This window comes from Solidesulfovibrio alcoholivorans DSM 5433 (assembly GCF_000702665.1).
Taxonomy (GTDB): Bacteria; Desulfobacterota; Desulfovibrionia; order Desulfovibrionales; family Desulfovibrionaceae; genus Solidesulfovibrio; species Solidesulfovibrio alcoholivorans.
This window is the reverse complement of record NZ_JNJA01000001.1, coordinates 71,878-86,059: the sequence shown is the minus strand read 5'-3', so window position 1 is coordinate 86,059 and position 14,182 is coordinate 71,878. Positions and strand designations below refer to the sequence as shown.

At 65.6% G+C, this 14,182-nt stretch carries 12 protein-coding genes; 7 read left to right on the top strand and 5 right to left on the bottom strand.

All coding sequences use genetic code 11. The features are described from left to right. From Q368_RS0100355 to Q368_RS0100335, 5 genes are all read right to left on the bottom strand, one after another. Positions 1 to 1,509, bottom strand: coding sequence for a hypothetical protein (locus Q368_RS0100355; protein WP_029456744.1), 1,509 nt, complete (start codon positions 1,507 to 1,509; stop codon positions 1 to 3). Between the two features lie 216 nt (positions 1,510 to 1,725). Beyond that, positions 1,726 to 3,309, bottom strand: coding sequence for a GHMP family kinase ATP-binding protein (locus tag Q368_RS23645; protein ID WP_052359948.1), 1,584 nt, complete (start codon positions 3,307 to 3,309; stop codon positions 1,726 to 1,728). Then, positions 3,306 to 4,022 (bottom strand): GNAT family N-acetyltransferase, encoded by a 717-nt coding sequence (locus Q368_RS0100345; RefSeq protein ID WP_029456742.1) that lies wholly within the window; start codon positions 4,020 to 4,022, stop codon positions 3,306 to 3,308. Before Q368_RS0100345 ends, Q368_RS23645 begins: the two co-directional genes overlap by 4 nt. Before the next feature lie 54 nt (positions 4,023 to 4,076). After that, a complete protein-coding gene (locus Q368_RS0100340; RefSeq protein ID WP_029456741.1) occupies positions 4,077 to 4,784 on the bottom strand; it encodes a nucleotidyltransferase family protein in 708 nt (235 codons plus the stop codon). 199 nt (positions 4,785 to 4,983) lie between these two features. After that, entirely contained in the window at positions 4,984 to 6,045 is a 1,062-nt protein-coding gene (locus Q368_RS0100335; protein WP_029456740.1) for an adenine nucleotide alpha hydrolase family protein, read from the bottom strand. A gap of 130 nt (positions 6,046 to 6,175) precedes the next feature. Here Q368_RS0100335 and recA point away from each other — a divergent pair, with 130 nt between their 5' ends. From recA to Q368_RS0100305, 7 genes are all read left to right on the top strand, one after another. Beyond that, entirely contained in the window at positions 6,176 to 7,243 is a 1,068-nt protein-coding gene (recA, locus tag Q368_RS0100330; RefSeq protein WP_029456739.1) for a recombinase RecA, read from the top strand. Between the two features lie 298 nt (positions 7,244 to 7,541). Continuing rightward, positions 7,542 to 10,184: an alanine--tRNA ligase gene (alaS, locus tag Q368_RS0100325; RefSeq protein ID WP_029456738.1), complete on the top strand. Its 2,643-nt coding sequence runs from the start codon at positions 7,542 to 7,544 to the stop codon at positions 10,182 to 10,184. Between the two features lie 83 nt (positions 10,185 to 10,267). Next, positions 10,268 to 10,720 (top strand): hypothetical protein, encoded by a 453-nt coding sequence (locus tag Q368_RS25445; RefSeq protein WP_156955612.1) that lies wholly within the window; start codon positions 10,268 to 10,270, stop codon positions 10,718 to 10,720. A gap of 296 nt (positions 10,721 to 11,016) precedes the next feature. Continuing rightward, the gene (locus tag Q368_RS0100315) at positions 11,017 to 12,015 is read left to right on the top strand and encodes a SphA family protein (protein ID WP_029456736.1); all 999 of its coding nucleotides are present in this window, start codon (positions 11,017 to 11,019) and stop codon (positions 12,013 to 12,015) included. Between the two features lie 290 nt (positions 12,016 to 12,305). Further along, the gene (locus Q368_RS22805; protein ID WP_211249756.1) at positions 12,306 to 12,773 is read left to right on the top strand and encodes a hypothetical protein; all 468 of its coding nucleotides are present in this window, start codon (positions 12,306 to 12,308) and stop codon (positions 12,771 to 12,773) included. Positions 12,774 to 12,897: 124 nt separating this feature from the next. Continuing rightward, positions 12,898 to 13,053 (top strand): hypothetical protein, encoded by a 156-nt coding sequence (locus tag Q368_RS26415; RefSeq protein ID WP_162179621.1) that lies wholly within the window; start codon positions 12,898 to 12,900, stop codon positions 13,051 to 13,053. Positions 13,054 to 13,146: 93 nt separating this feature from the next. Next, complete coding sequence (locus Q368_RS0100305; protein ID WP_052359945.1) at positions 13,147 to 14,151, top strand: transporter substrate-binding domain-containing protein; 1,005 nt, start codon at positions 13,147 to 13,149, stop codon at positions 14,149 to 14,151. Positions 14,152 to 14,182 lie beyond the last annotated feature (31 nt).

Below are 14,182 nucleotides of genomic sequence, written 5' to 3'. Positions count from 1 at the left end.
TTACGCGTCCTCGCGCGCGAGCACCACGTAGTGCTCCCGGCGGAAGACTTCGACGAAGCCGGGAATATCCAGTTCCTCCATGGTCACGAACTTGGTGCTGACCAGGAAGTGCGTGAGGCCGTACTTGTCCGCGATCTCGCGCAGGGGCTTTTGCAGAAGCGGCCAGTAGTCCACGAGTTCGTAGACGCCGACGGAGTTGTCGGACAGCAGCGCCTTGCCGTTATTGAGGAAATACGTGACCGCGTCGGCCAGGCCGTGGGGCAGGCAGGCGATGCGCACTTCCTTCGGAGAGGCGTTCAGGTGCTCGAGCACGGCCCACAGCGCCGGGGTGACGGACTTGTCCGGATTGTTGACCACAAGCTTGATCTGGAAAAAGAGGATCACGCCCAGGCACCCCGCCCCGACGATAAAGGGCGCGGCCTTGACGAGGCCCCACACGGCCGGGTCGGCGGCGAACTTGAGGACCAGGGCGGCGGCTGCTGCGGCAGCGGCGGCCGTGGCGTACTCGAGGTAGCGCTGGCCTTCGCCCAGAAAACGCATGTATTTGGTATTGAAGAGAATGCCGAGAATAAAAAGCACCACGGACCATTTGATGACCACGGAAAACCACGGCGAGGCCGCGGCCATGGTCCCGTAGTCCGGCAGGGCCAGGGCGACGAAGGCGTAGATGGCCCAGGGATTGACGGCGAAAAACGGCAGCACCGGAATCTTCCAGATGAGGTATTCGATGCGGCGCACGAAGTCGGTGTGCTTCTTTTCCTTGGTCGGGTTGCCGCGCACCTGGTGGGCCAGCCGGTTGTGGATGTTGTACATCCAGAAGGCGATCATGAGCAGCTGGCCGCGCAGGTACTTGAGGTACGCGCCCTTGAAGGCGAAGATGGAAAAGAGCACGCCGACGAGAAACACCAGCAGGCAGCGGGCGTTGCCGTCGATGACGGTGAAGCCGATGATGCCGAAAAAAAGCACCTGCACGGCCATGCGGTGGGTGAAGGTCAAAAGCGTCACCCCGGCCACGCCGAGGGCGAACGTCCAGACGCTCGGATGCAACGCGTAGGCCTGCACGCCGAGCATGGCCCACAGGAAGATGAGGCTCCCCGGCGTGCGCAGGCTCAGGTTGCTCGCCTCCAGGGGCACGACGGGGGTGAGCATGTAGAAGATTTGCGCCAGATGCCCGCCCACGGGCGCGCCGGTCACGGCCCAGCCCAGGCCGAAGACGGTCAGGCTTTGCAGCACGTCGAAGGCCGGGGAGATGAGCCCCTGGTTGCGGTCGAGCCAGGCCTTGGAAAAGCGCGAGCACACGAACGGCAGAAACGGCGGATTGTCCACCGAACCCGGCACGATGTATTTCTCGGGCACGCTGTCCGGGTAGCGGCCGTGGCGGCGGATGGCGTCGGCCAGGAGCGCGAAGCGCCAGGTGTCGATGCCGAAATAGCGATTTATAAGACGCGGCCAGACTTCCAGGGCGAACCCGGCCAGGGCGATGACGACGGCCAAGAGGATTGCGGTCATGGGCGGCTTCCGTTGCGATGGAGTGGGCGGGACCGCCGGCCCCGCAAAACGCGGCCGGCCGGAACAACGTCCCGGCCGCCGCATGGGGGCTCCTTACCGTCCCCCCCGAAAATCCTCAACCCCACGATGTCCCCCCTTCCAGGGGGCTCGGGGGGGATGATCCCCCCCGACCGACGGGGCCCGGGGCAGCGCCCCGGTTTTTTCTTCCCTTCCCCCCTACTCCTTCGCGATGCGCTCGCGCAGGACCGAGGCGATGAGGTGCACGAGGATCATGTGCACGTCCTCGATGAACTGGTAGTTGTCGCTCGGCACGATGAAGCAGTCCTCCACCGCGTCCTTGAGCTTGCCGCCGGAAAAGCCGGCCATGCCGATGGTGCGCGCGCCGCGCTCCCGGGCGAGGTCCAGGGCCTTGAGCACGTTGGGCGACATGCCGCCGCCGGAGATGCCGATGACCACGTCGTCCGGGTTCAGCAGGTTGAGCAGCTGGCCGTAGAAGATGTTCTCGAAGCCCGCGTCGTTGCCCCAGGCGGTCATGAGCGGAATGTTGTCCGTGAGCGGCACCACGCGAAAGCCCTTCTTCCCGGGAATCAGCGTGGTCTTGGACAGGTCGGAGCAGAAGTGGCTGGCGGTAGAGGCGCTGCCGCCGTTGCCCATGATGAAGATCTGCCGGTCGTGCTTGCGCGCCTCCCAGATGGTGTCCGCGATGCGGCCGATCTGCTCCTTGTCCAGGCGGCTGACCACGGCGCGCATGCCGAGCAGGTAGCCTTCGGGGGTGATGGTGGCGTTGAAGTTGCCGGTGTGGTCGAGCGTAAGCTGCGCGCCGCCGGCCTCGAAGCAGAACGGCAGCCGTTCCAGGCCCAATTCCGTCATCTCCTCGATGACGGCCTGCTGCGCCTCGGGCGGGCAGTAGAGCAGCAGGAAGCCGCCGCCGCCGGCGCCGGCGATCTTGCCGCCAAGCGCCCCCTTGGCCAGGGCCGCTTCGTAGTAGCGGTCGATTTCGGGATTGCTGATGTTCTTGGCGAGGTTTTTCTTGAAGTCCCAGGCCTCGCCGAGCAGCCGGCCGAATCCGTCCAGGTCGCCGGCGGCGAGCGTGTCGCGCATGCGGTAGGCCTGCGCCTTGAGCGCGTCCAGGGCGGCGATGACGGCAGCGTCGCTGGCCTCGGTGGATTTTTTCTGGCCGGCGAGGATGCTCGCGGAATCGCGTGAGGCTCCGGTGTGAAAGAGCAGCAGCCGGCGCTCCAGCCCGGACAGCACGCCCTCCGGCAGCGTCACCGGGGTCACGTCCACGCCGTCCCTCGAGAACGTCATGAAGTTGAGCCCGCCGTAGGCGGCCGCGAACTGGTCCTGCATGCCGATGGGGCGACTGAGCGCCCCGATCTCGATCTCCGAGGCGATCCTGCCCAGCTCCGCCTTGTCGTGGCTCTGGCCCTTGAAGGTGGCCACGGCCTGGACGATGCTCACCGTGACCGCGCCGGAAAGCCCGAGCCCCGAGCCCGTGGGCACGTCGCCCTTGAGCGCCATGTACAGGCCGCCCGTGACGCCGTAGCGCTTGAGCACCGCCTTGGGGATTTTCAGCGCATCGCTCAAATTGGCCTTTTCCATGTCCGGAATGCGCTGGTGGAGCTGGTAGTCCGAGGAGACGAGCTCCACCGTGCCGTCCTTGGTGGGCTCGATGATGGTATAGAAGTACTTGTCGATGGTGACGGAAAGCACCGCGCCGCCGTGGCGTTCGTAATAGGCGGGCAGGTCCGTGCCGCCGCCGCCGAAACTCAACCGCACCGGAGCCTTGGATATGATCATGCGTGCCTCGCAGTGGAGGCCTCCCCGGGGGAGGCGTAATGGAAACGGGAAAAATGCGCTTCGGCGGACAGGCCGCATGCGGCGTAGAGCCGGCAGGCCGGCTCGTTTTCCGCCTCGGTGGTGACGCAAAGCCGCGTGCATCCCACCCGGGCCGCGGCCCCGAGCGCCCGGCGCATAAGCGACAGGCCGATGCCCCGCCTGTGCACGAGCACCGAGACGATGTCCACCACGGCGTCCCTGCCGTCGTACTTGAAACTCACGAAACTTTCGCCGTCGTAGACCTTGCGCAGGGCCGGCGAGGCCAGGGAATTGCCGATCCAGGCCGCCTGGAACCGGTCGCGGCCGGCTTTGGGCGCGAACGCGTCCAGGTTGAAGCGGTCGTAGCGCAGGTTGTCCACGTGCTTTGCCACGGCCTCCGGGGAAAGGCGGTTTTCCGCGGTGTCGCGCGGGTCCGGTCCTGCGGCCAGCGCGGGATCGACCAGCCCGGCGAAGCGCACCTGCACCGTGACCTTGCGGAAGCCCTGGCGCTGGAAAAAAAGGTCCGCCTCGCGGTCCGAGGCGGCGATGCGGGCGTCGGCCATGACCCCGGGCATGGCGCGCAGCCATGCCAACTCGCGCGCGAGCTGGGGGTAGTCGTAGCGCGTCACGCGGAAAAAATCGCAGCCGAAGGCCGCGGAATCAAACGCCTGACGCGCAAGGCACGTGAACTCCATCGCCGTTTGTACGCTCCTGTCCGGGTTGCCGTAGCCTGAAAATCCGCTTCCGGGCTACGCGCGCGACGCCACGTAGGCTTGGGCCCGCTCGTACTTTTGTGGCGACCCAATATCCATAACATAGCCGTCCAGCACTTCGCTGTAAAGCGGCTCGCCCGCTGCGAGCATGGCCGGGAACACGTCGCGACCGAAATCGCAAAACCCGGATTCCGGAATGTAATCCAGGACCTTCGGCGACATGGCGTAGATGCCGGCATTGGCCAGGTCGGTGAAGGCCACGGCCGGCTTTTCCACGAACCGGGTGATGCGCCCCGTCGCGTCGCGGTCCACGAGGCCGCATTCGGTGGGGTTGTCCACGTGGTAGAGCCCCACCGTGGCCGTCGCGCCGCTGGCCTCGTGGGCGGCGGCAAAGGCGGTGAGGTCCACGTCGAAAAAGACGTCGCCGTAAAGGACCAGGAACGGCTCGCTGAAAAACTCCCGGAAATTGTTGATCGCGCCGGCCGTGCCGAGGAGTTGCGCTTCCAGGCCGTAGAGGAGCCTGACGCCGAAGGCCGCGCCGTCGCCGAAGTGGTCGGTCACGACATGGGGGAGGTAGTGTAGGTTCACGGCAAGGTCGCCTATGCCGGCCGCGGCGCAGCGCCGCACCAGATGCTCAAGCAGCGGCCGGCCGGCCAGGGGCACCATGGGCTTGGGCATGACGTCCGTCAGCGGCCGCAGCCGCGTGCCGAGCCCGGCAGAGAGAATGAGTGCCTTCGAGATCATGGGAATAAGAGTGCCTCCGGCGGCCGGGGGGGATAATCCCCCCCGGACCCCCTCGCAAGGGGTAAATGAAGTGGACCCAAAAGCGCAACGTCTCGCGAGATTTCGTCCCCCAACCTCCCCCCCCCGTCAAGGGGGTCCGGGGGGGATTATCCCCCCCGGCCGCCGGAGGCACTCTTCCTCTTCCCCTCTTCCCTCTCCCCTATCTTCCCCCCACGCCGTGGATGGTGAAGCGTTCGCGTTTGCCTTCCTTGGCCGTTTCCCAGGCGGGCTCCTGCCAATCGAGCGGCGTGCCGCGGCCGGGAGCGACGAGCACGGGCGAGCCCGGGAAGCCGGTCACATCCACCTGCACGTTGCCGGCGACGGCCATGGCCTTGGGATTGAACGAGGCGATGAAGGCGGCGGCGTCGGCCACGGCGTCCGCGTCCCAGGCGCTTTCGGGCATGGGCCGGGCGACGCCCAGGGGGCCGGGCAGGTGGCGCACCTTGAAGACGAGATCGCCGGGTGCGATGATTTTTTCCAGGCGCGCGTTGTCGGACTGGTTGCGGCCGATGGCGAGCCAGCGGTTGCCGCTCCAGAACTGGCGGCCGATGTTGGCCAGCTCGAAGTCGGCGGGCGTGGGCTCGGGCTTGTGGATGAAAAGCGGAAAGAAACGCTTGGCCGAGGGCTCTTCGGTGAGCAGGCAGCCGCCGGCCGGGGTGGGGATTTCGGGCAGGGCGAAGTGCGCGGCGAGGGCGAGCTGGTCCTTGCGGCCGCGGCCGCTGATGGCGTGCAGGCGCTCCCGGTCCACGAGCCCGGAGAGCTCGGCTTCGGTTTCGGGCAGGCGTTTGGCGCAAAGGGGCCGCAGCAGGATGCCCTTGGTTTCGGAGTCGCGGATGATGATGTTGAGCGCGTCCAGGCGTTGGGACATGGGCCGCTGGCCGAGGACTTCGCCGGAAATGATGAACGACGCGCCGTAGTCGGCGAGCAGCGCCTTGGCCCGGCGCAGCATGAGGATCTTGCAGTCCACGCAGGGGTTGAGGATCTTGCCCAGGCCGTGGGCGGGGCCGGCGGCCATCATGCGCACGTAGGCGTCGGAGACGTCCACGGGGATGATGTCGAGGCCGTAGATTTCGCGCCAGCGCGCGATCTTGTCGGGCTTGCCGAAAAAGGGGCTGACGAAGTGTAGGCACAGGACGTCGAGTCCCTGCTCGAGGACGGTCTTGGCGGCGAGTATGCTGTCGAGGCCCCCGGAAAAAAGGGCCAGGGCGTGGTAGGATTTCATGCGGCGTAGCTAAGGGCTCGGCGGCCGCATGGCAAGCGGTTTGCCCCGCCCCGCCGAAGTTGCCGGGCGGCAAGGATTTTGCTATGTAGCCGCACTTGCGCCCCAGACACTTTAGCAGGAGCACGGCGACATGGCCCGCAAGCCCGCACAATCCCCGGAAGATTTCCGCAACGAAGCCCTGGCCACCGCGCTGACCACCATCGAGCGCAAACACGGGCAGGGGGCGGTCATGCGCCTGGAAGACTCCGCCCACGTAAAAATTCCGTCCATCCCCACCGGCTCCATCGGCCTGGATCTGGCGCTCGGCATCGGCGGCATCCCCAAAGGGCGCATCACCGAAATCTACGGCCCGGAATCCTCGGGCAAGACCACGCTCGCCCTGCACATCATCGCCGAATCGCAAAAGCTCGGCGGCACCGCCGCCTTCATCGACGCCGAACACGCCCTGGACGTGAACTACGCCAAGCGGCTCGGCGTCAACACCCCGGAACTGCTCATCTCCCAGCCCGACTACGGCGAACAGGCCCTGGACATCGCCGATCTGCTCGTGCGTTCGGGCGCGGTGGACGTGGTGGTCATCGACTCCGTGGCCGCGCTCATCCCCCAGGCCGAACTCGAGGGCGAGATGGGCGAGACGCAGGTGGGCGGCCAGGCGCGGCTCATGTCCCACGCCATGCGCAAGCTGACCGGCACCATCCACAAGTCCAACACATCGGTCATCTTCATCAACCAGATCCGCATGAAGATCGGCATGACCGGCTACGGCAGCCCGGAGACCACCACCGGCGGCAACGCGCTCAAGTTCTACGCCAGCATCCGCCTGGATATCCGCAAGATCCAGACGCTCAAGGACAAGGAAGAAACCTACGGCAGCCGCTGCCGGGTCAAGGTGGTCAAGAACAAGGTCGCGCCGCCGTTCCGCGAAGCCCTGTTCGACATCCTCTACGGCACGGGCGTCTCCCGCGAGGGTGAGCTCATCGACATGGGCGTCGAGGCCGGCATCGTGGACAAGTCCGGGGCCTGGTTCTCATTCGGTTCCGAACGCCTGGGCCAGGGCCGCGACAACGTGCGCGCCTTTCTCCAGGAGCATACCGATATCCGCGACCAGATCGAGGGCAAGCTGCGCGAACACCTGGGGTTCAGCGAATATACCCCGCCGGCTTCCCCCGAGGCCATCGAGGAAGAAGACGGCATGTAAGGAGCGCCGGAGGGAAGAGTGAAGATGCCTCCGGCGGCCGGGGGGCATGATACCCCCGGACCCCCTCGCTGGTGGGGCCGGAAGGGCGTTGCCGCATGCCGGCGGCAACGCCCTTCCGGCCCCACGAGAGCGGGGAGGAACAGATTTTTTAGCCCCACCCTTCAAGGGGGTTCGGGGGGGATTATCCCCCCCGATGGGGTGGTCCAGGAGGGGCGTCGCCCCTCCTGGTTCTTATTCTTTCGAGGAAGATGCGGGGGATGCGTCCTTTGGTCTTCCATCCCCATGCGGAGGCATATCGATGATGACGGCCAATGAGATTCGCGCCAAGTTCCTGGAATTCTTCGTCGCCAACGGGCACCAGCAGGTTGCTTCCTCGCCCCTCGTGCCACGCGAGGACCCCTCGCTTCTTTTCACCAACGCAGGCATGGTGCAGTTCAAGAAGGTGTTCCTGGGCCAGGACAAGCCCGGCTACAAGCGCGCCACCACCTCCCAGAAGTGCCTGCGCGTGGGCGGCAAGCACAACGACCTGGAAAACGTCGGCCGCACCGCCCGCCACCACACCTTCTTCGAGATGCTCGGCAACTTTTCCTTCGGCGACTATTTCAAGGAAGACGCCATCCGGTTCGCCTGGACCTTCCTGACCGAGGTCATCGGCCTCGACAAGTCGCGCCTCTACGCCACGGTCTATCTGGACGACGACGAGGCGCACGGGCTGTGGAAAAAGGTCGCGGGCCTCTCCGACGAGCGCATCTACCGCCTGGGCGAGAAGGACAATTTCTGGTCCATGGGCGACACCGGCCCCTGCGGCCCGTGCTCGGAGATCATGTACGACCGGGGCGCGGAAATCGCCTGCGGCCCCAATTGCGGCATCGGCACCTGCGACTGCGACCGGTTCCTGGAAATCTGGAACCTCGTCTTCATGCAGTACGACCAGATCGACAAGGAGACGCGCGTCGCCCTGCCGCGCCCGAGCATCGACACCGGCATGGGCCTTGAGCGCATCGCGGCCGTGGTCCAGGGCGTGCACTCCAATTTCGACATCGACCTGTTCCAGACCATCATCGCCACGGCCGCGTCCATCGCGAAGGTGGCCTACGGCGACAACGACGAGCACGACACGGCGCTGCGCGTCATCGGCGACCACAGCCGCTCGGTGGCCTTCCTGCTCGCCGACGGCGTCATGCCCTCCAACGAGGGCCGGGGCTACGTGCTGCGCCGGCTCATCCGCCGCGCCCTGCGTTTCGGCAAGCTGATCGGCCTGTCCGACCCGTTCCTTTTCAAGACCGCCGGCACGGTGGTGGACGTCATGGGCGACGCCTATCCCGAGCTCGTGGCCAGCCGCGAATTCATGGAGCGGGTGGTGCGCGAGGAAGAGGAGCGCTTCGGCGTGACCCTCGACAAGGGCCTGGCGATCCTCGGCGAGGAGCTCGACCGCATGGAGGCCGCCGGAGAAAAGACCATCACCGGCCAGTTCGCCTTCAAGCTTTACGACACCTACGGATTTCCGCTGGACATCGTCAACGACGTGGCCGGCAAGCGGGGCATCGTCGCCGACGAGGACGGCTACCGCGCGAGCATGGCCGAGCAGAAGGCCCGGGCGAAAAAGGCCTGGAAGGGCAGCGGCGAGACCGACCCCGCGGTGCTGTTCCTGGAACTGCTCGAGTCGGGCATGAAGTCGCGTTTCGTGGGCTACGAGGCGCTTACCGCCCAAAGCCGGGTCAATGCGCTCATTTCCGCCGAGGGCCAGGCCGTGGAGCGCCTCACCGCCGGGGAGACCGGCTACATGGTCAGCGCGGTGACGCCCTTTTACGGCGAATCCGGCGGCCAGGCCGGCGACGTGGGCAAGGTGTCCACCCTGACCGGCGACGCCGCCGTCACGGGGACCGTCAAAGCCGGGCCGGAACTGACCGCGCACCACATCAAGGTGGAAGCGGGCGAGATCCTGCTCGACCAGGAAGCGGAACTCGCCGTGGACACGGCCACGCGCATGGCCACGGCGCGCAACCATACGGCCACGCACCTTTTGCACAAGGCGCTCAAGAACGTGCTCGGCGGCCACGTCAACCAGGCCGGCTCGCTGGTTGCGCCCGACCGGCTGCGCTTCGACTTCACCCATGTTTCGGCCATGACGCCCGAGGAACTTGCCCGTGTCGAGGACGAGGTCAACGCGGCGATCCTGCTCGACGCGCCGGTCGTCACCGAGGTGCTGCCCATCGAGGCGGCCCGGTCCAAGGGCGCGACAGCGCTTTTCGGCGAAAAATACGGCGATGAGGTGCGCGTGGTCGAGGTGCCGGGCGTATCCATGGAATTTTGCGGCGGCACGCACCTTTCCGCCACGGGCCAAGCCGGCAGCTTCCTCATTCTCTCCGAAGCGGGCGTGGCCGCGGGCACGCGGCGCATCGAGGCGGCCACGGGCCTAAACGCCCTGGCGCAGATGCGGGCCATGCGCGGCGAACGCGACGAGGCGTTGCACCTGGTCAAGGCGCGGCCGGGCGAGCTTGTGGGCCGCGTCAAAAAGCTCCAGGACGAGATCAAGGCGCTCGGCAAGGAAAAGGAACAGCTCGCCGCCAAGCTGGCCTCGGGCCAGGGCCGCGATCTCTTAAGCGGCCTGGAGGAGATCGGCGGCGTCAAGGTGCTGTGCGCCAAGGTGGATGCACCCAACGTGAAAGCCCTGCGCGAGGCCATGGACGATCTGCGCAGCAAGGTTCCCTCGGGCGTGGTCGCCATCGCGGCCGAACAGGAAGGCGGCAAGGTCAGCCTGATCGTGGCCGTGAGCAAGGATCTGCACGGCCGTTTCACGGCCCCGGCGCTGATCAAGGACGCGGCCGCGGCGGTCGGAGGTTCGGGCGGCGGCCGTCCGGACATGGCGCAGGCCGGCGGCACGAACCCGGCGGGCATCGACGAGGCGTTTTCCCGGGTCAAGGCGGCCGTGGCCGGCTAGCGAGACAACTCTCATAATGCGAGCTGGGCATGCCCCGGAAAGGGGGATGCCCGGAAGCGGCGACAACGCTCCAGGTTGCCGGCATGGCGCAGGCCTCTTTCGAAGAGGCGGGCCGTGCCGGGACCGGGAGAACGGCAAGCGCCGTATCGAACGAAGCGTCGGGGGAACCCGGCGCTTCGTTTTTGCGACGGCGCGCCCGCGTCGCCGCGCCTCCTTATGCCATGGACGACGGCCATGCGCGGTTTCCCGCGACGGACGCCTCCCGCGTTCGATGCGCCGGAGCAGGAGGCGGCGCCGTGCCCGTGCTGCGGCGCGCGTTTTTATTCTGGCAAGGCCGGGCCGGCTTCTGTCTTCCGTCGCGCCGTTTCGAAAACGATGTCCTTGTGCAACAGCCGCATTGTTGCAAATATTTCCCCTGGGCGCGGAATGGCACGGCCGTATGGAAGTGGGTGCGCTGCTTTCGTGCAATCGTGAAATACAATGCTGGATTTTGTCTCGCAAACCAGGATGCCAAGGTCGAGAAGCGCTATGTCTGAACTCTAGAAAGGTGAGGAATATCTTTCATAATAGGAAGGCGCATGCATTTTGCAGTAGAAAATGCGGAAAGGCGATCGCGTTGCGTACGAGTCGGCGGATCATATTCTTCAGCGCGGACAGGGGAGAATGAGACTGGATACTCGATTGTTATATATTGTAATATGATGCTGTAATAACGGTTCTTTCGGCAAGGCGCGGGCTACATTTCGTTTGCCGAATGTTTCTTGCTCGGGTAAACGCAACTGTAGTTTGAGGAAGCGCCGGTACGCCACCCACAAGGTAAATAAGGTCGCCCATGTGCCACACCCTTTCCCCCGCGCGGCATCGTTTCTGTTTGCAGGCCTTGCTCCTCCTCGCCTGTTTTGTCTTCGTGCCCCGGCAGTCCCTCGCGGTCGAAGGCGGTACAAGCCATTACATCCAGGGCGCGTACGGCGACTTTCTCATGGGCTACATCCCGGCGGCGGGCTTTTACGCGCGCAACGACACGATCTACCAGGCCGGCCATATCGACGGGGCGCTCAAGGGCGGGCGCGTCTACGCCGGGCTCGACGTCCACTCCGTCGTCAACCTCACCAAATTGACCTACATGTTCGACGTGCCGGCCATGAACGGCTTTCTGGGCGTCGGCCTCGGCGTGCCCGTCATCGTCAACCTGCATGTTTCCGGCGACGCCTCGGCCACCTATTCTTCCCGCTCCAACCCCACCGGGCTCCCCCTGCCCGACCAGAAAAGCATCGGCGGTTCCGGCAACCGGGGCGGGCTGTCCGACCTCTTTTTCATGCCCGTCATCGCCGGCTGGAACTTCGGCGAATGCCACATCGCGGTCATGCCCATCGTATTTTTGCCAACGGGCTATTACAACCCGAGCAAGCTGACCAACCTCGGCATGAATTATTTCTCTTTCGACGGCAACGTGGCCTTCACCTGGCTCAGTAAAAGCAATCTCGAGCTCTCGATCAATACCGGCTACATGATCAACACGGAAAACCCCGATACGCATTACCTCTCCGGCAACCTCCTGCATGTGGACTGGACGGCCGCCTACCATTTCAATCCGCGTTTCGCCCTGGGCGCGACCGGCTACCTGCTGACCCAGACCACGCCGGACACGGGTTCCGGGGCCAAGCTCGGCTCCTTCGAATGTTCGGGCACCGGCATCGGCCCCATCGCCACCTGCACCATTCCCGTCGGGGGCAAGGACCTCATGCTCATCGGCAAATGGATCCACGACCTCGGCGCGCGGCACAGCTTTCTCATGGACACGGTGTACGCTTCCTTCGCCATCAAGTTCTGAGTCCCCGGCGGCGGGTACGTCCCAGTCATTCCGGCCGCCGCGCCGATCCCGAGTGTGTTCCGGTTATGGTCCCAGGCCGCCCGCCTTTCAAAGCCGACAGGCAAGGGGTATCGTGATCGCGAGAGCCGGCACGGACATCGGAAGCGCGGTACAAGGCACAATGCCCCGCAAGAGGCCATATGCCGGCCCAAGTCCGTGACCATGCTTGCCCCCGGAGCGGCATCATGCCCCGGAGGCAAGCCTTTTGTGCGACACGGGCATTCCCCAACCAAACGGAGAGGATACCCCTTATGAAGTTGCATCGAACATTACTGGTGTCTCTTGTCGTCACCGTCGCGCTTTTCGCCTGCCAACTGGCTGTCGCGCAGCGAACCGATCCGCTGCCGTCCTGGAACGACGGCGCGGCCAAGACGGCCATCCTCGCATTCGTCGTGAAAACGACCCGCGAAGGATCGCCGGATTTCGTGCCCGTGCCGGAGCGCATCGCCACCTTCGACAACGACGGCACGCTCTTGGCGGAAAAGCCACTGTATTTTCAGATTTTTTTCGTCCTCGACCGGGTCAGGACCATGGCGCCGCAGCATCCCGAATGGCAAACGAAGGAGCCCTTCGCCTCGGTGCTGCGGGGCGACCTCGAGGGCGCGCTTGCGGGCGGCGACGAGGCGCTCCTGGAACTGCCCCTGGCCACCCGACGGGCATGTCCACGGCGGACTTCGTCCAGGGCGAACTGCTCGACCTCATCGTGCCGGAGCTTTTGAACGAGGGCGTCAATTATCCCGATGGGCAGATCCTGGCCGAGGACTACGTTTGCGGCTCGTTTCCGCAAAGCAGGATATTCGCGCGTGGCGTGCGTTGCAGCGACTGCCACGACGTGCACAGGTCTTGCTTCTGCTCAAGGAGCCGGCCCGGGCCGAACAGGCCTTTACGCAGGGGCTCGCCCTGTCGCCGCAGGACCAGCAGGTGTTCGCGGCCATGGCCGGCCTCTACCTGGGGCCGGCCAGGCGGACAAGGCCCGGGTGCTCACCGTGCGGATTGTGAGGGAAGCCCCGGGCCGCGCCGCCGCTATGCAGTTGCTGCAACGGCTGGGGCAGTGAAGCGATTGCCGTGCGCCTGTACGGCAAAGGAGGCCGGATGCGACAGGTCGTTTTGACATGCGTCTTTTTTTGGGCCCTGGCGGGCACGGCGTTTGCCGGCGAAACCCTGACATCGGTCAAGAACGCGAAAACCGTGCGTTGCGGCGTCAGCACCGGCATTCCCGGCTTTTCCGAACGCAATGCGGAAGGTGTCTGGAGCGGATTGGACGTCGATTTCTGCCGCGCCGTGGCCGCCGCCCTGGGCGAGGACACGCGCGTCAGTTACAAGCCGTTGCCGATGCTCGCGCGGTTTCCCGCCCTGATGAGCGGCGAGATCGACATCCTGGCGCGAAACGCCAGTTGGACGCTACGCCGCGAGGCCACCCTCGGCATCGTCTTCACCGGGCCGCTGGCCTACAGTACCCAGGGCATCCTGGTCGGCGCGCAAAGCGGCATTCATGACATACCCGATCTCGATGGGAAGGCGATCTGCGTCGTCAGGGACTCGACCCAGGACGTTTCCATCAATTTCTGGGCCCTGCGCCAGGGGCTGCACATCGACAAGCGCGATTTCGACAGCGACGAGCAGGCGCGCCAGGGCTTTTTCGAGGGAGCCTGCCAGGGCTACGCCAGCGACGCCCTCCTGCTCGCGTCCCTGCGCGTTGTGGCTCCGGGCGGCAAGGACGCCTACGTGATCATCAAGGACGACCACACCATGGATTCCCTGTCCCCGGCCGTGCGCCAGGGAGACAACGAATGGCGGCAGCTCGTGGAAGCCGTCTGGGCCAGCCTGCTGCTGGCGGAGGAGTTCGGCCTGAACCAGGCCTCTTTCCGGCCCGACGCGCCCGCGAGCCCGGCGAGGGAGGTCTTTGTGCACAAGTCCGATATCCTGGCCAAAACATTCGGCATCGAGCCGGGCTGGGCGGCCCGGGCCGTGGCCGCCGTGGGGAACTACGGGGAGATGTTCCGGCGCAATCTGGGCGCGGACAGCCCCCTTGGCCTCGAACCGGGGCCGAACCGCCTCTGGTCCCAGGGCGGTCTGATGATCCCGCCGGATTTCTAGGGCGCTCCATCGGACGTGGAGTGTTTTTGAA

Bases quoted from the DNA above. Each gene is read 5' to 3' on its own strand.
- Q368_RS0100355 (WP_029456744.1), bottom strand. From the start codon at position 1,509: ATGACCGCAATCCTCTTGGCCGTCGTCATCGCCCTGGCCGGGTTCGCC.
- Q368_RS23645 (WP_052359948.1), bottom strand. From the start codon at position 3,309: ATGATCATATCCAAGGCTCCGGTGCGGTTGAGTTTCGGCGGCGGCGGC.
- Q368_RS0100345 (WP_029456742.1), bottom strand. From the start codon at position 4,022: ATGGAGTTCACGTGCCTTGCGCGTCAGGCGTTTGATTCCGCGGCCTTC.
- Q368_RS0100340 (WP_029456741.1), bottom strand. From the start codon at position 4,784: ATGATCTCGAAGGCACTCATTCTCTCTGCCGGGCTCGGCACGCGGCTG.
- Q368_RS0100335 (WP_029456740.1), bottom strand. From the start codon at position 6,045: ATGAAATCCTACCACGCCCTGGCCCTTTTTTCCGGGGGCCTCGACAGC.
- recA (WP_029456739.1), top strand. From the start codon at position 6,176: ATGGCCCGCAAGCCCGCACAATCCCCGGAAGATTTCCGCAACGAAGCC.
- alaS (WP_029456738.1), top strand. From the start codon at position 7,542: ATGATGACGGCCAATGAGATTCGCGCCAAGTTCCTGGAATTCTTCGTC.
- Q368_RS25445 (WP_156955612.1), top strand. From the start codon at position 10,268: ATGGCGCAGGCCTCTTTCGAAGAGGCGGGCCGTGCCGGGACCGGGAGA.
- Q368_RS0100315 (WP_029456736.1), top strand. From the start codon at position 11,017: ATGTGCCACACCCTTTCCCCCGCGCGGCATCGTTTCTGTTTGCAGGCC.
- Q368_RS22805 (WP_211249756.1), top strand. From the start codon at position 12,306: ATGAAGTTGCATCGAACATTACTGGTGTCTCTTGTCGTCACCGTCGCG.
- Q368_RS0100305 (WP_052359945.1), top strand. From the start codon at position 13,147: ATGCGACAGGTCGTTTTGACATGCGTCTTTTTTTGGGCCCTGGCGGGC.